Genomic DNA, 18889 nt, shown 5'->3' on the forward strand with positions numbered 1-18889 from the left:
TGCACTTTCGTGGTCGATCAGGCGAAGAGCGCCGCGACGTTTTCTGGCGGACGGCCGATCACCGCGCGGCCATCTCGCACGACAATCGGCCGTTGCAGCAGGATGGGATGCTTGGCCATTGCTTCGTATAACTCGTTGTCATTTAGCGCGACGTCGGAGAGTTGGAGTTCTTTATATTCGGCTTCCGTGTCTCGAATCATCTCGCGAACCGGGCAGCCTAGCTGGGCGTTCAACTGCTTGAGTTGAGCGACGGTGAGCGGTTGCTTCAGATACTCGACAATTTCCGTCGGTTCGTTTGCGACGTTGTAGGTACTGGTGAGCAACTCGCACGCAGTACGCGATTTTGAGCAACGGGGATTGTGGTAGATGGTGATCATGGTTGGGTAGTTTGTTGCGGTTGGTGTTCTGCTGGCATGGCGCTTTTTTGTGGTGAATTTTAGCGGGTTGATGGGTGTTCGCGCGTCGGTGGGTGGGGCGGCGGTTTGCGTCGGTAGTTTCTTTTTCGGCGTCGGCGCAGGCGGTTCACACCAGACAAGGGATGGGTCGCGTTTGGCGGTTAGGCGGATTCTGGGCTCGACGACGCGAGCTAGTTTTTCTTGTGTTTCTTCCACAATTTATTAGCCGATTTTCTTCCGCACGATGCTCCGTGTCCCAGCGAGGGATATAAAGACAAGCTGCGTTTGATGATCGACGTGACGCTAAGCAGGCGTCCGGCCACGCAGCGAATTCTGATCGACGCTGCCAATTCGGTCGGCTTGTGCTTAGCCAGCCCGTCTGCAAAAGTAGGCGCGGGCTGCAGTATTTCCTCATGCGCGGGTGCTCGCAACGAGAGGGGAGGAGGAAGGTCGGGCACATATCGTCGATTCGCTCCGACGGCACCGTTTTCGGTTTATGCGCATAAAGCCACCCGAAGATGGTCGGCCGTGGCTTCGAACCGACACGAACTTGTGTCACGTGTCGCACGCTCGGATAGGTCCCACACACATCCCCGCCTTCACCATACGGTGGCGTCTCGCGATGCCGAATGCTCCCACGCCCGTTGCGAACTGCGTCAAGTCGCGGGGGACTTTATGCGCATAAAGCGCGTGACCGGGCGTCTGCCAGCTTTGCCTTCCCCGCTGATGCCACTGTCGCGCATGACAATGCCGCGCCCCCCTGATATTCGATCGCGCTAGCGCCCTCGTTCATCTAAGCGGCGGAGCTGAAAGCTCCAGGCGAGGGTCGGCGCCAACGCCAACGCCAACGCCAGCGACTCCGACTCCGACTCCGACTCCGACTCCGACTCCGACTCCGACTCCGACTCCGACTCCGACTCCGACTCCGACTCCGACTCCGACTCCGACTCCGACTCCGACTCCGACTCCGACTCCGACTCCGTCAGCGTCACATGCATCGACAGCGCAGACTTGCATCCAGTCGTACCTCTTCACCGCATCGCTAACCACACCCGGGACCGCCGATCACAGCCTCGCGATTGCGCTCTCGTCGGCCACACGTCGCTTTATGCGCATAAACCTATCCCGAATGGCTAACGCGTCTATTGTTTTACCAAAAACGATTGAATTACGAATTCATCCAGGTAAAATCCATTTGCGTCTAAAAAGAGGAGGTGAAGATTGGCAGCAGAAATCATCGCGGTAACTCAGCAGAAGGGTGGGGTCGGGAAGAGCACAATCGCGATGCACCTCGGCGCTGCGTTTCATGAGAAAGGCAAACGCGTCCTCGTCGTAGACGCAGATGGTCAAAACACCCTCATCCACTGGGCCAGCGCATCATCGGACGGCGACACCGGCATCCCATTCCCGGTCGTCAACCTATCCGAAGCCGGCAGCCAGATCCATCGCGAGATCAAGAAGTTCGTCTCTGACTACGACATCATCGTGGTCGACTGCCCGCCCTCCATCACAGAGAAAGTGTCCGGCGTCGTGCTATTGGCAGCGAGTGTCGCGGTGATTCCCACCTCGTCATCGCCAGCGGACTACTGGTCGAGCATCGGCTTGGTGAAACTCGTTCAGCAGGCTCAAGTCATGAACGAAGACCTGCGCGCCGTCTTTCTGCTCAATAAGACCGAAGAGAAACGGATGCTCACGCGCGAACTGAAGCGCGCGCTGGAAGAACTCGGATTCCCGCTGTTGAAGACCCAGATCCCGACGCGCGAAGCCTACAAGCAGGCCATGGCATTGGGACAGACAGTCCTTCAGATGAACGATCGCGGCGCCAAGCTTGCCGCCATCGAAGTACGGGCGTGCGCCAACGAGATCGCCGCCCTGCTCCCGTGAAATTTATGCGCATAAAGGACCCTGAATGAAACCCTCCCAATTCGCCAAAGGCTTTCAAGCACGTCCTGATACGACCAGCAGCGAGAAGCGAACCGCGCTCGATCGTCTGAATGCCATCGACGGTCTGGTCAAGAACGGCCCGAAGGGCAGTGAAGTACCGAGCCGTCCGATGTCATCCGTCATGCCGCAAAGCGTCGTGGAAGCCGACACGGTCGACTCCGCCGATGAATCGGCGGCCTACCGCGCGTGGCGGCTCGAGCATGGTTATCGGCCGGGCCAGGTGATCGAGCTCGCGCTCAAGACGATCAAACCGAGCCCGTTCAATCCGCGGCACTTCTATCTGAAGTCGTCGATTGCCGAGCTCGCCGTGAATCTGGCGAAGCAGGGACAGCAGCAAGCGATCCACGTCATTCCCGATTACGACAATCCCGGAACCTACTTCGTCAGTGACGGTGGCCGGCGCGTACGTGCGCTGAAAGAAGCGAACAAGGAATCGGTGAAGGCGATCGTCATCGATCTGCCGATCGGTATCCAGAGCTACAAGCTCGGCTACGACCTCAACGTCCAACGCGATTCACAAACGGTGTTCGACAACGCCGTTGTCTGGAAACGCTTTCTCGACGACCGGCATTTTCAAAGCCAGAAGGAGCTTGCCGAACATCTTGGTCTGGACGAATCGACCGTCGCGGTCGCCCTGTCGGTCGCCAAGTTGCCGGAGGTCGTCATGCATGAGATGGTCGCGCGCCCGGACCGCTTCGGCTCGAACATGGCGTATCAGGTCGGCCGATACCATACGGCCCGCGGCGCCGATGCGACGCTGCGCCTGATCAACAAAATCCTCTCCGACGATCTGAGCACGCGGCAAGTTGCGGATATCGTCAAAGGTCGGGCAAGCGCGCAGGAAAGCACCAAGCCGGCTGGCCGGCAGCGCTACGCGCAGCGCCTCGAGATCAAACTCGAAGGTGTCTCGGTCGGCGATCTCAAATCGTACGGGGATGATCGAATCGAACTGCGCCTGAAAGGGCTCACGCGTGAAAAACGTGACGACATCCTTCGGCAGATTGAGAAGATGTTGAAGTAACGGATCGGGAAGTCACTGCGGGGAAGACGACCAGAGTCAGCGCTAAGGCGCCAATTCTGGTCGACGGGCGGCAATCAGATCCAGCCGCCGTCCCCCTAAATGATTACGCCGCGCGCGATTGGCTCAGCGTGAAGGCAAGCAGGTCACCATCGGTCGGCTCACCCCAGGTCTTGCGAGCCAGCCAATCGAAGAATGCCGTCTCGACAATCTTCGAATCCAGCCCGCGACGACGCCAGTCGTCGCGCATGTGAGTGCCCAGGCCCGGCAATTCGTCTTCTTCAAACGACTGCCGCGCGATATCCCGTTCCGACTCACCTTGCTCGTTGTACAACTCGTACGCTTCCTTGCGACGATGCGCCGAATATTCGCCGAGCAGACGGGCCTTGAGATCGTCGGCCGGTGCCACTGCCGCCTTGCCACCGGAACCGGAAGGCAGCGCTTCGACCGGCGGCGCATAACCCTTCTTCAACGCGTCTTTGAACAGCGCCGGCGCACTGCGCACGGCCGGCAACGACGTGCTGCGCATGCGTTGCTCCGTCATTTGCAACGCGGCGCGAATCCGGTTTTCCTCGCTGTCGGCATACAACGTCTGCGCTTCTTTCAGCGGAATGCCGATCTTCACCATCCGGTCGACCAAGGTGCTGTCGAACACGTTCGGATGTTCGTCGAGCGCAAGCATGGGCTGCTTGCGTTCAGTCACGCGGAACTGGATTTCGGCAACGCGCCGTCCTTCCCGGTGTTCGATCAATTCGACGAAGATGTTCGTGACGGCGTTGACCTCGGCGATCGCCGGGCGCAGGTAATCGCGCTTGAAATACTTGTACTCGCGCTTCGCCTCATCACCCGCTTCCGTATCCGGCGTACCGGAGAGGATAGGGCGCCACCATTCCCAAGTCTCGCGCATGGTCAGATGACTCGGGTTGGTCAGATAGCGCACGCAAATTTCATAGAGCGCCAAGCCCGCGCTACTGCGCAACTGGCTCTGGAACTGCAGGCTCAGCCGGGCGTACTGAACTGGATCCAGCAGCTTTTTCTTGATCTTCGGCGCGAACGAAAACTCAACCCAAACGCGGCGTGTGGTGGGATCTTCGAGAATTTCCGCGTCGGCGATCAGCGTGGAGATACCCCACTTGCGCCCCGGCTTCTGGCTGGAGGTGCCAGTGCTCCACTCAACCTGCACCGACACCATGCGCCGCAGATGCTCTTTGACGAGTGCCGTGTCGTTGGAATCGAATGCCGAATTGGCGACGATGTCGGACAGCAAGGCCCGATACGTGTCGCCCGACTCGTCCGCTTGCTGAGCGACGGCGAGCAGCACGTTGAACAGCTTGCGGGTCAGGAGGGTGATTTTGCCGCTTTTGGGCTGAATCGCGATCGCCTCGACGGCTTTGCGCAATTCGGCCGAGCTCGGGCTGACTACATCGGTCTTCTTCGCGCGCTTCGTGGCCATGCGTCAGGTCGAGGAGGGATTTGGCGAGAGCATACCGACTGCGGTGATACGCGTCTATAGCGTGCGTCTCACCGTTCGGGGTGAAGTGAGTTTACGGCGCACGACTCACCTCGAGCGTCTCCCGAAAACCCTCACCTCAGCCGTCCGGCGCCAGGTTGGGGCTCTCCTTGCAGGTCGCGGTCCTGGCAAATTCAGACCTTTTCCCTCACCGGCGAGAACAGTGGTGACTCGATCCCGAATCTCCTCACCTTAAAAAATTTCCGGAATTTTGACTGCTCGCACGGCTGACCGAACCAGGCGCACCGATGGCGATCCACTTGGCGAAAGCACAGTCCCCCGGAGAGACCAGCCGCTTCGGCAGGGGAGGGGTGACCGCCTACCCCAAAACCACATCAATGGGGGGATCCGACACCGCGATCAATGCGAAGGACACCCCGAATGCACCGACAGCAAGGTTATCCGTGAGTCGAAACCGGCTGCGAACCCGCAATCACGCGCTCCAGAGCCCTCAGCACCCACCACAGTCCACGCGCCGCGGGCAACCGCTCACCGGTAACCGCACAGCACGCTCAAATTGAGTCAGCGACGGCGCCACCGGTGATCATCGGAGTGCAATTAGCCCGTGGGCCAATACGCCACCGCAGCAAAGCGGACGTTTTTTATCACGCGACGTCGACCGAAGACACCGCTGCGCAGCGGTCGTCAAAAGCGGCCGCCAGCGCCATCTCTCACTCTTGCGCCAGCGCCGAACCAAAAGCTGCCCCCGAAAAGTCTCACCTTAACCACGTCGCAACACTCGGAACGGCGCGGCCTCCAGCGTGGCCGAGCGTAAGAATCGCGAGAAAACTCTCCTGAAAACCCTCACCTTTGAGCCTTCACGGCAGCCAAATGCGCCTCAAAAAAAGCCTCCCGAAAAACCTCACCTTTGCAAAATATTCTAGAAATAATCCATAAATTCAATACGTTAGGAAATCGCCTCGACAAGGTTCTTCCTCGTGAACTCCCGTAAAACCTCACCTCAACCGCCTTTTGCAGCGAAACCACGCACTTCGAATCCCCGCCACAAAGGTCCCGAAAATCCTCACCTTTAAAATTCAGCACACGAAATACCCAGCGCAATTTCTCTACGCGTGTAGGGCATTTCCGAGCCATTCCGGCCGTTTTGATCCTGTATTTCCTCACCTCAGCGATCCAGAACGGCTCAAAACACTCCCGAAAAACCTCACCTTTGGCAAAAAACCGGGGAATTTGAAGTCTTGCCAATCGTCCCGATTCGAACCTCCCGAATTTCCTCACCTTTGCAGCACTCGGCTCCGATCACCTAGTCGAGCTTGCCGCCGGAAAACAGCCACAACAACCGCCGGGCTCCTGCAAACCCTCACCTTAAGCCTCGCAATGCACAAAAATTTGGCAAAAATGGCACCTCGGCCCCGTAAAATCTCACCTTCGGTTCGCGTTTCCTCCCGTCTTAACTCACCAAAGGGGTTTACGCCCCCTGAATACCGCCAAAAATCGGCCGGCAAGGTGGTCCTGAAAGCCCTCACCTTTAGGCTGTCCGGCCTTCGAGGGCACGATCGAGCGCTGCCGGGCGATCCGAGACGAGCAGGTCCCGCAAAACCTCACCTTTGACCAAACCCAGCTTTTGGGGTGTCTCCCGAACCCGCTCACGTTCTATCCCGGACCTGCTCACCAAGGCCCCCGAACTCCATCACTCAACCCTCCCGCAAGATCTCACCACCTCTCCCGCAAAGCTTCACCTTCGTGCTCTGAAACCCTTACCAGGTATAGGTTTGCTGTGGCGTTAACGTTTTTAACATGGGTTCAAAGGTGTTTACTTTTATTACTCTCTAGAATCTTCCCCCGTGCGTCCTTCGGACAAAGTCTCCCAACCGCTTCGCCGTCATCACACGGTCGTGAAACAGTGCGCGATCGCTGAGAAACCCGCAAAACTTCTTTCTTTACAAAGACTTGTTGGCTATTCTTCGTTTTGTTTCACGGAAAAACTGCTTGCATGATGTTTCAGTGACGTACCTCAGGCGGTAAACCACACCAATTCGGTAAAGTCAGCTCAACAGCCACAAATTCGTAGCAAACGTTACGTAAATTGTTATGATTCATGCAATTCGAGCGGCATCGAGGTATACATGAATCTGGATCAGGTACGGCAAACCATTCGCGACGAGCTTGACTCCATGCGAACCAGCGGCGCTCGCCGGCAAGAGCTTTCGCTCCACGCCTGCAAGCGATTGTTTTTTGATCTGGGAATCCGTCCGTCCATGGCCGCTGTTCGCGACCTGACGCAAACCGGCAGCGCCAGCGATATCCCGAAAGACATCGACCACTTCTGGGAACGCATCCGAAACGTGTCGCGTGTCAAAGTTGGCGCCGGCGCCATCCCGAAAGCGTTGGAAGATCGCGCCGGTGAACTGCTAGGCGCTCTTTTTGAGGAAGCGGTCGTTCACGCCAGAACTGCGCTAGATGACGAACGCGCCGAAATTCGCACCCAGATCGCGGATGCCGAGCAGCGTGCTCGAGACGCCGAGATTCGGTTGGATGCCTCCGAAGACGCGATCAAGCGCAGCGAATTACGAGCCGAAGCAGCATGGGAAAAGGTTCGCGAACTCGAAACCCAGCTATCCAGTGCGACTACGCACGGCAATGCTCACCAGGAAGGCCTGCAGGCGACGGCTCGACGGCTCGAACAGGAAAACGGGACGCTTCGTCAGCGACTCGACAATGAATTTGCGACCAACGCGACGCTTCGCGACCGGATCGACGCCTTGCACGTCGAATTACGGCAAAGCACCGAGCACTATGCGCAACAGATCAAAGACGCTATCGCCGAAGCCGAGCGACGCGTGAAGCCCATGCTGGTTGAGCTGGACTCCCTTCGCACCATGGCAGCGACCTATCAGTCCGGCGTACGCGACGCCAGTCGCAAGGAATTCGAGTTTATTCAGCAAATCGCCGCAGCCAAGGCGCGCGGCGATCGGCTCGACGCGCAACTGCGCGAGCAATCCGATGACGTCGATGCGTTGACAAAAGAAGTCGCCGTGCTGCGCGGTCAGCAAGGGATCGATCCGGCAATCGCCGGTCTGCTTTGTTCGTTGGTCGAGGCCGGGCGGCTTAGCAGCGAAGAGTTGCGGACGATCGGAACTGCAGCGGACGGTCACGTCGCACTGCCGTTACGATGCCCAAAATGTGAGGACGGTGAGCCGGAGCTGTCGCAGGTCGATCACCGCTTCGAACTGCAATGTCCGGAATGCGATCACTCGTCCGGCCTCGGCGAATCAAGGCTGGAGGCGGTTAGCCGGTTTTTGTCGGATGACCCGATCACCGCCTCGGCGTGAGAGCCCAACGTCCTGCAATAACGGATAAACGGTGAAAGGTGAGGAAATTCGGGACCCGAGAGGTGAGGATTTTCAGGGCTCGTTTCCTCCCCTTCTCCTCGTTAAACGCCCGTCACGCCTAGGTTCAGGCAAGGGGTGCGCCACTGGATCCGGTTCATCGACTGCAACTGAATCCTGCTGATCCGCCCACGTTTGCCATGCCCGATACAACCGGTTCGCCGACACGGCTTGCACGAAGCCGAGCCATTGGCCGACCAGTTCTGCCTCCACGCCGCTCTCAAACAGATCCGCAGCAAAAGTGTTCCGCAAGGTTTGCGGACTGGCCCGTGAAGCACGCGACGCCGCGATGCCCGCTGCGTCGATCAACGCGTCGACCGCGCGCAGCATGGTGGCCTTGTGCATCGGCCGTCCGGAAGGCGACGCGGGAAAAACCAGGTTGCCGGCCAATTCCGACAGACGTCGCTCGGCGAGCCACGCGTCGAGGATGGCTGTGGCGAAGGGCGCAAGCCGCGTGCGCCGCATCAACATGGGATTCGCGGACTCGATCGTGACCCAGGGCGAACCGACATTCACGCAACTAACCGAAAGTGCACCTGCTTCGCCAGTCTTCAATCCACCGCCGAGAAACACGGCAATCAATGCGCGATCGCGCCGCTCTCGCCAGCGCTGCGCCGCGGACAAATCCGGTAACGGCGAAAACAGATGCGCAATCAGCGCGGTACGTTCAGCGTGGTTGAGAAACCCGGTGGGTTCATTGTCGCGCGCGTTTCGCCAGGCCGCTTCGCCATCCTGAGCGATGAAGCGAGCGGGGTTGGTCGACGCGGATTCGATTTCGCGTACATGATCCAGCACCCGTTCGATCAAGCGTAAATACCGGATACGTTGGGGTTTTCGAATCTCAAGGCCACCAACAAATTCAGCGATGGTGTGCGTATCGACTGTAACGAGACTCTTCTGGCGTGCGGCCAGCCATTCGAGAAAGAGTCCCCATTGCGCCTGGTAAACTTCAGCGGACGAGCGCCGGAAATGTTGATTGGCGAGCCATGCGTCGAATGCGATTTGCGGATCGCGGCGCCAATCTTCGCGCTGCTGGTCGAATAAATCGGACGAGGGCGCGGGCCGTGGCACCGGGTCGGACAGATGAGGAGGTGACATGAGCTATCCTTCCGTTAGTTGCACATATTGTAGGTGGCAACCGGCGAAAAATCAGCCCTGAGTCAGTCGCCCCAAGCTCGCGCGCGCTTCAGCGGAGCATCTTGCGCAACCGGTTGCGCAACGCGGCGTGCTGCTTCCTCATAGGCGCAGACGGCGAACGCGAACACCGCGGGCAATGCGGTGGACGTACCGAAGTCCACGCCTTCGTCAGTCTCGGGATAAGGCAGATCGGACGGGCGCTGAAACAGCCCGAGCATGATTGCGTCGTGTCGGCTGGCGAACCCGAGGTCGGCCAGCGCCTCTGCCTCGACGGCATGCAGCAGCCGCCACGTGAGCGGCACCTCTTGCACGATGTAGCGCGCGGCGATATTGCGCACGATGCGTTCGAGATCGCGCGCCGCGGTTTGATAGCGCAGCGCGGCCAGAGCGTGGTCGGCATGGTCGGTTGTCAGGTCGTTCATTGTCGGCTCCAGTCGATAGCCAATACTGTACAAACATACAGTGTTTGGCGCAACCTCATCCGACGAACGGCCCGTCCCGTCACACGCGCCTAACGGTGAGCGGGCGCGTCAGCCGTGAATCACCACCAACAAGGCTTTCGCCTCGCCCTTACCGGCGTTGCGGATGGCGTGCGGTTCGTCGGCGACATAACGCGCGGTGTCCGCGGTCTTGAGCCGTTTCGTCGTACCGGCGGCCTCTATTTCAATCGATCCATGCAGCACGGTCAGGTGTTCGCGCGTGCCGGGTTCGTGCGCGTTCGACACCAACGCCCCGCCCGCTTGCAGCGTCAACTCGTACCACTCGAACTTGCCGGCCAGCTCGATCGGCCCCCACACCCGCAGCTGATACTTGGCTTCGTGCCCGCTCAGCGTGGGAATGTCGTGGGGACCGGAGACGGCGATCGCCTCCGGCGCCTTTTGCGGCGCGAATAGCGAATCGAGACTGACACCGAGCGCATTGGTCAGCCGCCAGGCGACCGCGATAGTCGGATTCGCCTTGTCGCGCTCGATCTCAGATAGCATGGACTTCGACACGCCGGCCGCGCGCGACAGATCGTCGAGCGTCATGCGCCGTTCGGCGCGCAGACGCTGAATGTGTTCGCCGACACGCGGCGGCGCCGCAATCGCGGCCACCGGACCCGCGCCCGCAGCGCTCGCAGCAGGCGCTGCAGCGGCCGCGGCGCGACGAATACCCGAACTTGCCATTTCCTGACCCATCGTTTAGAGTTGTTCGATATATCGGATTTTAGTTCGGAAAAACGAAAATATCCGCTAAAACTGACAGCCGACTATAACAGGCCGCCTCGTGGTCGCACATGCCGAACACGCTGACACGGGCGCTCTCACCCATTTCAGGAGTCTGGTTCATGCGTGACCAATATCTCGCCCATCTGCGCGGCACTCTGGAGCAGATCCGCGCCGACGGCTTTTACAAGAACGAACGCGTGATCGCCAGCCCGCAGTCAGCCGACATTCGTCTCGCCAACGGCGCGGACGTGTTGAATTTCTGCGCGAACAACTATCTGGGACTGGCGGACGACGCGCGTCTGATCGAAGCCGCCAAGCAAGGCCTGGATCACGATGGTTTCGGCATGGCGTCGGTGCGTTTCATTTGCGGCACGCAAAGCGTGCATAAGGAACTCGAGTCGGCGCTTGCCGTGTTCCTGCAAACCGACGACTGTATTCTCTACTCCAGTTGTTTCGACGCAAATGGCGGCCTGTTCGAAACGCTGCTCGACGACAACGACGCGATCATTAGCGACGAATTGAATCACGCGAGCATTATCGACGGCGTGCGGCTTTCGAAAGCGAAGCGCTTTCGCTACAAGAACAACGACCTCGCCGATCTCGAAGCGCGGCTGAAAGAAGCCGACGCCGCCGGCGCGCGCTTCAAACTGATCGCGACCGACGGCGTGTTCTCGATGGACGGCATCATCGCCGACCTCGCCGGCATCTGCGACCTCGCCGATCGTTACGGCGCATTGGTCATGGTCGACGATTCGCACGCGGTGGGTTTCGTCGGCGAACACGGTCGCGGCACGCCGGAGCATTGCGGGGTGCTGTCGCGCGTCGACATCATCACGGGGACGTTGGGTAAAGCGCTGGGTGGTGCATCGGGTGGCTACGTCGCGGCGCGCAAGGAAATCATCGAGTTGTTGCGCCAGCGTTCGCGTCCCTATCTGTTCTCGAACACGTTGACGCCAAGCATTGCCGCCGCGTCGCTGAAAGTGCTCGAACTGCTCGCGAGCGACGAAGGCGCGCAACTGCGCGCACGCGTGCGCGAAAACGGCGCGCACTTCCGCGGCAAGATGAGCGCGCTTGGTTTCACGCTCGTGCCCGGCGAACATCCCATCATTCCGGTCATGCTCGGCGACGCGCAACTCGCGTCGAAGATGGCGGATGCGTTGTTGAAAGAAGGCGTCTACGTGATCGGCTTTTCGTTCCCGGTGGTGCCGAAGGGGCGCGCTCGCATTCGCACGCAGATGAGCGCCGCGCACACCACGGAGCAGATCGATCGCGCCGTAGATGCGTTCGCGCGCGTTGGCCGTGAACTTGGCGTGATCTGATCGGGAGGCGTACATGAAAGCATTGGCAAAACTCGAACGCGCACCGGGCCTCACGCTCACGGACGTCGCGAAACCTGAAGTCGGCCACAACGACGTGATGATCCGCATCACGCGCACCGCGATTTGCGGCACCGACATTCATATCTGGAAGTGGGACGACTGGGCGCAAAAAACGATTCCCGTGCCGATGCATGTCGGTCACGAATACGTCGGCGAAATCGTCGAGATGGGCCAGGAAGTGCGCGGCTTTGCGATCGGCGATCGCGTGTCGGGCGAAGGGCATATCACGTGCGGTTTTTGTCGCAACTGCCGCGCCGGTCGCCGGCATCTGTGCCGCAATACGGTGGGCGTCGGCGTGAATCGCGAAGGCGCGTTCGCCGAGTTTCTGGTGATTCCGGCCTTCAACGCATTCAAGATTCCGCCGGAGATTTCCGACGACCTCGCCGCGATTTTCGATCCGTTCGGCAACGCCACGCATACGGCGCTATCGTTCAATCTGGTCGGTGAAGACGTGCTGATCACCGGCGCGGGACCGATCGGTATCATGGCGGTGGCGATCGCGAAACACGTCGGCGCGCGTAATGTGGTGATTACCGACGTCAACGATTACCGGCTCGAACTCGCGCGCAAGATGGGCGCAACGCGCGCGGTGAATGTCTCGCGCGAATCGCTGCGCGATGTGATGGCGGATCTGCACATGGCCGAAGGTTTCGACGTCGGCCTCGAAATGTCCGGCGTGCCGAGCGCGTTCACCAGCATGCTCGAAGCGATGAACCATGGCGGCAAGATTGCGTTGCTCGGCATTCCGCCGGCGCAGACCGCGATCGACTGGACGCAGGTGATCTTCAAGGGCCTCGAAATCAAGGGCATTTATGGCCGCGAGATGTTCGAGACCTGGTACAAGATGGTCGCGATGTTGCAGAGCGGGTTGGATCTGTCGCCGATCCTGACGCACCATTTCAAAGTGGACGACTATCAGGAAGCGTTTGCCACGATGCTTTCAGGCGAGAGCGGCAAGGTGATTCTCGATTGGACGGCTGCTTGAACTAACGCAACAGCAACGCAACACTAAAACGCCCGCAGCGCGCTCACCCGCCTGCGGGCGTTTTCACGAACTCCGCCTGAATGCGCACATGAATGTCGTCGCCGACGGCCGGATACCACGTCGCCAAACCGAATTTCGCGCGGCTGAAATGCCCCTCCGCTGAAAAACCCAGCGTGTCCTGTTTCGTCAGCGGATCGGGGGCGAAGCCGTTGAACGTGACGTCGAGCGTGACCGGTTGCGTCACGCCGTGAATCGTCAGATCACCGGTCAATGTGCCGCGCGATTCACCCGTGCGCTCAAAACGCGTGCTCACGAAGCGAATCTCGGGGTAGCGCTCCACGTCGAGCAGGCTGGCGCTTTTCACCATCTTGTCCAGCAGTGGCACGTTCGTATCGATGCTCGCGGCGTCGATTGTGATCGACGCCGTGCTCTTATCCAGACCACCTTCGTTCCAGTCGAGTTGCCCCTTCTTGCGATCGAAGCGGATCTGAAAGCGCGTGTACTTGAAATGATCGATGTCGAAAGTCACGCTGGTGTGGTTCGGGTCGACCTCGTAACGACCGACCGGCACGCGGGCCTCGTTCTGGCTGACCGAATGCGTGAGTACCTGAATCGGCGTGCAGGCCGCCGCGCCTAGCAGCGTTGCGCTGAGCAAGCCTCGCATTAAGGCGCGCGCAAGGCCGGCGCGGGCAGTTGATGAGCTCATGTCGTTCGTTCCGGTTGACCGATCATGAGCAAGATAGCAGGTCGCGTCCTTCATCCGCAAAACACATCAACACTTGACGAAGGAGAATGATCGTTCTACTCTTCGCGCATGGCTAACGACACTCAAACAGAATCAGAATCAGAATCGCCGATGCCCGGCAGCGCGCGCGAGCGGCTGCTCGAAGCGGCCGAGGCGTTGATCTACGCCGGCGGCATCCATGCCACCGGTGTGGACGCGATCGTCAAGCAGTCCGGCACCGCACGCAAAAGTTTCTACACACACTTCGAATCGAAGGATGCGTTGGTGGCGGCCGCACTCGAACGGCGTGATGAACGCTGGATGAACTGGTTTATCGCCGGCACGCAGCAACGCGGCAAGACGGCTCGAAAACGTCTGCTCGGCATGTTCGAAGTGTTGCGCGAATGGTTTGAGTCGGCGGATTTTCATGGCTGCGCGTTCCTGAACGCGGCCGGCGAAATTGCCTCGGCGGACGATCCGATCCGGATCGTCGCGCGTGAACATAAGGAACGCCTGCTCGCTTTCGTGCGAACGCAGTGCGACGAGTTCGCGGCGGAGTCGGGCATGGAGGGCCGCCGTGCCGCGCGCCTGTCGCGTCAGTGGCTGGTGCTGCTCGATGGCGCGATTGCCGTGGCACTGGTGAGCGGCGAGTCCGATGCGGCACTCGACGCACAGGCCGTGGCGCACACCGTATTAGAAGCGGAGTCCGCCAGCGAGGCCGACGCGTCTTCGAGCAAGAGCAAACCGAACAAACCGAACAAACGACCGCCATCCCGGCGCACCGCAACCTGACTGAAGTGAGGAAACATCATGGCCGATCCAACCGAAACCCGTCCGCCGCTGCCACCGTTCACACGCGAAACCGCGATCCAGAAAGTGCGTGCCGCTGAAGACGGCTGGAACACCCGCGACCCGGAACGCGTGTCGCTCGCGTACACCGCCGATAGCATCTGGCGCAACCGCGCCGAGTTTACGAACGGCCGCGCGGAGATTGTCGGCTTGTTGCGTCGCAAATGGGCGAAGGAACTCGACTACCGTCTGATCAAGGAACTCTGGGCATTTACCGATAACCGTATCGCCGTCCGCTTTGCCTACGAATGGCATGACGATTCGAACAACTGGTTCCGCTCCTACGGCAATGAGAATTGGGAGTTTGACGAGCATGGCTTGATGGCGCGCCGTCACGCGAGCATCAACGACATGCCGATCCGCGAAGCCGACCGGTTGTATCACTGGCCGCTCGGGCGTCGTCCGGACGACCATGCGAGTTTGTCCGACCTCGGTCTTTAAGCGCTTCTTCGAAAAAGCCGCCTCGTCTTCACGGCTCTGCCATCGGTTCTCCGTTATTGTTCTGCTTCCAGGTTGCGGGGCACGACTTGTGCCCGCGCGTCCGAGCGTGTCCTCCACATCGCCCGTGCGGGTTGAGGTACAGTGCGCGACGGGCGGCAAGCACGACTATCCAGAACATAGATGACGCCGGCGCTCGACCGGTGGCGGAGAAGACATGTATTTTCGGCAGATCAGAAAGACCATCCGACATACCGCGGTTGCACTCGTCGCGAGTCTGGCCGCGGCCTCCGCGGCGCATGCGGGAAGCTGGTGCGACGGCGGCGTATGGGTCGACGCGATGCTCGGCTCGTATCACATCGATCCCGATCCCGGCACTCACTTCGAGCAATTCAACCCAGGCCTTGGCGTCGAATGCTGGTTGAACAATCAATGGGCGCTGACGGCGGGCGGCTTTCGCAACTCGTTGCGCCGGCCTTCCTACTATGGCGGCGGTGTCTGGGCGCCGGAGTTCGCGCACTGGGGCATCGTGCGGCTCGCGGCAATGGGCGGGATCATCTCCGGCTATAACTACGGCAACTGGGGGCTGGGTCGCGACCATACGATCGGGCCGGTGCTCGCGCCGATCGTGATGGTCGAGTACAAACGCGTGGGCGCGAACTTCATCGTGATTCCGCCGATCCCGTCGGATCACCTGCCGTTTACGATCGGGTTTCAGGTGAAGGTTAAGTTCTGATTGATCCGCCGCTGGATTCGTCCGGCGCAATGCCTGACTGACCGGCAACATCATCTCCGTCCCATGCAGCGGAACGCGTCAGATCGACTGACGCCTTCGTCCTGTCATTGCCGCAAGCCGCTTCGATTCGCCTCCCAATCTGGGGAGTTACGGTCGCCCTCTCAATCCACGACACTCAAGACCTCGTACAGAGTGGCCGGATATCTCCAGTCTGGGCTATCGACATAGTGGGTGTGCGGCCGTATTGAACGCAGTGCTCGACATCGCGCGCCATCTCGTCGTGAAGCCGTTCAAGCCTTTCCTTCCGTCGATGTGAATGGACTCGCAGGAGGGGATGCGGCGTACTCGTTAAATCCTGGTATTCAAATCGATAAAAAATCGCATTTGAAACATTGTGCCGCAGCGCTTTCGGCCGGCACATGGCGGTGCGAATTCAAAGAGGAGTAACGCTCGAGGCGTGGAGCGGCAAACGCACGCATTAATCGTCACGGACCTCGTGAACTTGCGGGCTATTTCCGGAAAGCCGGCATCGGTCGATAACGCGTCGTTGTTTCAGTAGCCATCCCCTTTCCAGAAGGAAATCGCTGTTGTGAACAGATCCAGTCACACCGAATTGCAAGCATTGACCGCACCCCAACTTGAGATGTGGTTTGCGCAACAACTCGCTCCGGAAAACCCTCGATTCGACGTTTGTTTTTATCTGGAGATTCATGGGCCGGTCGATACCGTTGTCTTCGGGCAGGCTTTACAGCAATTCCTTTCTGAAGCCGAAGCGCTGCACCTACGTTTCGTCGATACGGCTGGCGGCCCGATGCGGAAACTCATCGGGCCGCCCCTGTTGTCATTCGATTGTGTCGATCTGTCCGGCGACGCCGCTCCGTTCCAGGCGGCGCTTCACGCAATGCGGGTCGACGCCTCGACTGTTTTCGACCTCGCCGAAGGACCACTCTTCAAGTACGCCCTGTTCAAGCTGGATAGCCAGCATTTTCTCTGGTATCAGCGCTACCACCACATTGCATTCGACGGCGCCAGCATTCCGCTTGCGACCCACCGGGTCGGAGCGATCTATTCGGCGTTAATGCGGGAGCGTCCGATTGTGGCGGCGAACTTTGCGACGCTCGACGTGTTGCTGCAGAACGATGCCGCGTACCGGCGCTCTGCCCGCTACGCAAGTGATCTCGGCTATTGGCGTGATTACGTCGCTGAATTGGCCGGCGCAACGACGATGACCGGCGGCCCGCCTGATACGGGCGGTCTGTTCCGGCGACGTTCGATCGAGTTGTCGCAGTCTTTGACGGCGGCGCTGGCGGCCGCTGAAACACCGTTCTGCAAATGGCCACAGTTATTCACCGCGATCGTGGCCGCCTACATGTTGCGAATGGCTAATCTTGGGAGCGGTGTTTTCGACTTCCCGATTGCCGCGCGGGCGAAGGACACGCGCGCAACGCCCGGCATGTTCGCCAACGTGGTGCCGCTGAAGGTGTCGATGTCGACTGACGACACACTGGCCACGCTGACCCAGCGTGTCGATAGCGAGATATTCAGACACCTGAAGCACCAGTATTTCCGTGGCAAGGACATCCGGCACATGCTGGGCGCAGCCGCGGCGCCGATTTTCGGCCCTCGGATCAATATCGTCCCGCTCGACGATTCGTGGCGTTTCGACGGCTATCCGGCCACATTGCATGCGCTGTCGAACGGCCTCGTCAACGATTTCGCGGTGACGGTAATGGGGCGGCCGGGCTCTCCCGGCTTCGTGTTGCATGTCGACGCCAATACGAATCTGTATGACGACGCCAGCGTCGCGGCGCATGGTCGACGATTGCGGCAATTCATCGAGAGCGTGCTCGCCGATCCGCAACAACCCCTCAGCCGCATCGGTCTGCTCGGGCACGATGAAAGGCGTCTTCTGCTCGACACCTGGAATGCCACATCGCGGCCCTATCCGGACCAGCTTTGCATTCATCAACTCGTCCAGCGCCAGGCTGACCGTCATCCCGATGCCGTTGCGATCAGAGTCGGCAACGAGTCGCTCAGCTATGCCACCCTCGACGCACACGCCAACCAGCTAGCCCGTCACCTGCTCGACCTGGGCGTCGCGCCCGAGACCCGCGTTGCCCTTTGCGCGCAGCGCACGCCCGCGCTCGTTGTTGCGATGCTCGCCATTGTCAAAGCCGGCGGTGCGTACGTCCCACTGGATCCCGTCTCTCCCGGATCGCGCCTCGTCCACATCGTCCATGACGCCGCGCCTGCAATGCTGATTGCCGACCGGGCCGGATGTTCCGCCTTCGGCGACCTATTGCCCAGCACGCTCCCGCTCATCAATCTCGACGCCGAAACGCCCTGCTGGGCTGAGCAGTCGAAGTCCCCGCTCAGGTTGGATGGCCGTGAAGCCACCGGGCTCGCCTACGTGATCTATACCTCGGGTTCCACCGGTCTGCCGAAGGGAGTCATGGTCGAGCATCGGCAGCTCGTCAATCTGGTCTGCTGGCATATCGGGCGCTTCGGTCTGCGGCCCGGATGCGCCAGCACCGCCACGGCGGGCCTGGCCTTCGACGCCACCGCCTGGGAGATCTGGCCTGTTCTCGCCAGCGGCGCCACCTTGCTGCTGCCGCCGCCGGGTCTGACCGATCCTGCAGCGATGCTCCACTGGTGGCGCGATCAACCGGTCGATACCGCGTTCCTCGTTACGCCGCTGGCACTGCTCGCAATCGACGCCGGCCTGCCTCGCAGTCTGCGCCGCTTGCTGGTCGGTGGCGACCGCCTTGCGCAGCGTCCCGCCGCGCTGTCCGAGTCGGTCGAACTGGTCAACAACTACGGCCCCACCGAAACGACCGTGGTCGCCACATCGGGTATCGTCAGCCCCGGCGACACCGTGCCGACCATCGGCAAGCCGATCGCGAACACGCGCATCTATCTGCTGGATGCACAGCTCGAACCGGTGCCGCTGGGGGCCGTGGGCGAGCTATACATCGGTGGCGCGGGCGTGGCGCGCGGTTATCTGAACCAGCCGGAATTAACCGCGCAACGCTTCCTGCGCGATCCGTTCGCCGGTGCGTCCGACGCCCGGATGTACCGCACCGGCGATCTTGCCCGCTATCTGCCCGATGGCAACCTGGTGTTCCTTGGGCGCAATGACGAGCAGGTGAAGATCCGGGGTTTCCGGATCGAACCCGGGGAGATCGAGGTCCAGCTTGCGACTCATCCCGAGGTGCG

General features: G+C 60.2%; 16 protein-coding genes. 9 read left to right on the forward strand and 7 right to left on the reverse strand.

The window, feature by feature from the left end:
* Positions 1-17: 17 nt before the first annotated feature.
* Positions 18-377, reverse strand: coding sequence for an arsenate reductase (glutaredoxin) (gene arsC / locus HWY05_RS36175; protein ID WP_176061323.1), 360 nt, complete (start codon positions 375-377; stop codon positions 18-20).
* Between the two features lie 794 nt (positions 378-1171).
* Positions 1172-1393 (reverse strand): hypothetical protein, encoded by a 222-nt coding sequence (locus HWY05_RS36180; RefSeq protein WP_176061315.1) that lies wholly within the window; start codon positions 1391-1393, stop codon positions 1172-1174.
* 223 nt (positions 1394-1616) lie between these two features.
* Between HWY05_RS36180 and parA the strand changes: the two genes are divergently transcribed.
* Together parA and HWY05_RS36190 are read left to right on the forward strand one after the other, a co-directional pair.
* Positions 1617-2279, forward strand: a complete 663-nt coding sequence (parA, locus tag HWY05_RS36185; RefSeq protein ID WP_012428795.1) for a ParA family partition ATPase — start codon at positions 1617-1619, stop codon at positions 2277-2279.
* A 25-nt stretch (positions 2280-2304) separates the two neighbouring features.
* Positions 2305-3360 carry a ParB/RepB/Spo0J family partition protein gene (locus HWY05_RS36190; protein WP_176061316.1) on the forward strand — a complete coding sequence of 352 codons (1056 nt, stop codon included), beginning with the start codon at positions 2305-2307 and terminating at the stop codon, positions 3358-3360.
* A 103-nt stretch (positions 3361-3463) separates the two neighbouring features.
* Here the strand turns inward: HWY05_RS36190 and HWY05_RS36195 are convergent, their stop codons facing one another.
* The gene (locus HWY05_RS36195) at positions 3464-4810 is read right to left on the reverse strand and encodes a replication initiation protein (RefSeq protein ID WP_035560614.1); all 1347 of its coding nucleotides are present in this window, start codon (positions 4808-4810) and stop codon (positions 3464-3466) included.
* Between the two features lie 2144 nt (positions 4811-6954).
* Between HWY05_RS36195 and HWY05_RS36200 the strand changes: the two genes are divergently transcribed.
* Positions 6955-8160 (forward strand): DNA-binding protein, encoded by a 1206-nt coding sequence (locus HWY05_RS36200; RefSeq protein ID WP_176061317.1) that lies wholly within the window; start codon positions 6955-6957, stop codon positions 8158-8160.
* Between the two features lie 72 nt (positions 8161-8232).
* On the opposite strand, the gene HWY05_RS36205 is transcribed toward HWY05_RS36200, so the two are convergent.
* From HWY05_RS36205 to HWY05_RS36215, 3 genes are all read right to left on the reverse strand, one after another.
* Positions 8233-9315 carry a tyrosine-type recombinase/integrase gene (locus HWY05_RS36205; protein ID WP_035560620.1) on the reverse strand — a complete coding sequence of 361 codons (1083 nt, stop codon included), beginning with the start codon at positions 9313-9315 and terminating at the stop codon, positions 8233-8235.
* 62 nt (positions 9316-9377) lie between these two features.
* A complete protein-coding gene (locus HWY05_RS36210; RefSeq protein ID WP_035560623.1) occupies positions 9378-9776 on the reverse strand; it encodes a DUF2471 family protein in 399 nt (132 codons plus the stop codon).
* 108 nt (positions 9777-9884) lie between these two features.
* The gene (locus HWY05_RS36215) at positions 9885-10532 is read right to left on the reverse strand and encodes an XRE family transcriptional regulator (RefSeq protein ID WP_035560628.1); all 648 of its coding nucleotides are present in this window, start codon (positions 10530-10532) and stop codon (positions 9885-9887) included.
* A 149-nt stretch (positions 10533-10681) separates the two neighbouring features.
* Here HWY05_RS36215 and HWY05_RS36220 point away from each other — a divergent pair, with 149 nt between their 5' ends.
* A complete protein-coding gene (locus HWY05_RS36220) occupies positions 10682-11881 on the forward strand; it encodes a glycine C-acetyltransferase (RefSeq protein ID WP_176061318.1) in 1200 nt (399 codons plus the stop codon).
* A 13-nt stretch (positions 11882-11894) separates the two neighbouring features.
* Entirely contained in the window at positions 11895-12926 is a 1032-nt protein-coding gene (tdh, locus tag HWY05_RS36225; protein WP_035560633.1) for an L-threonine 3-dehydrogenase, read from the forward strand.
* A gap of 43 nt (positions 12927-12969) precedes the next feature.
* Here the strand turns inward: tdh and HWY05_RS36230 are convergent, their stop codons facing one another.
* Complete coding sequence (locus HWY05_RS36230) at positions 12970-13632, reverse strand: YceI family protein (protein WP_035560636.1); 663 nt, start codon at positions 13630-13632, stop codon at positions 12970-12972.
* Between the two features lie 108 nt (positions 13633-13740).
* Here HWY05_RS36230 and HWY05_RS36235 point away from each other — a divergent pair, with 108 nt between their 5' ends.
* The 4 genes from HWY05_RS36235 to HWY05_RS36250 form a co-directional block, all read left to right on the forward strand.
* Positions 13741-14442, forward strand: coding sequence for a TetR/AcrR family transcriptional regulator (locus HWY05_RS36235; RefSeq protein ID WP_176061319.1), 702 nt, complete (start codon positions 13741-13743; stop codon positions 14440-14442).
* An 18-nt stretch (positions 14443-14460) separates the two neighbouring features.
* The gene (locus HWY05_RS36240) at positions 14461-14940 is read left to right on the forward strand and encodes a nuclear transport factor 2 family protein (RefSeq protein ID WP_035560642.1); all 480 of its coding nucleotides are present in this window, start codon (positions 14461-14463) and stop codon (positions 14938-14940) included.
* 214 nt (positions 14941-15154) lie between these two features.
* Positions 15155-15673, forward strand: coding sequence for a hypothetical protein (locus HWY05_RS36245; protein WP_035560646.1), 519 nt, complete (start codon positions 15155-15157; stop codon positions 15671-15673).
* Positions 15674-16262: 589 nt separating this feature from the next.
* A partial coding sequence (locus HWY05_RS36250; protein ID WP_176061320.1) for an amino acid adenylation domain-containing protein occupies positions 16263-18889 on the forward strand: 2627 nt, incomplete at its 3' end.

Origin of the sequence: Paraburkholderia sp. BCC1876, from assembly GCF_902833695.1 — a bacterium.
GTDB lineage: Bacteria > Pseudomonadota > Gammaproteobacteria > Burkholderiales > Burkholderiaceae > Paraburkholderia.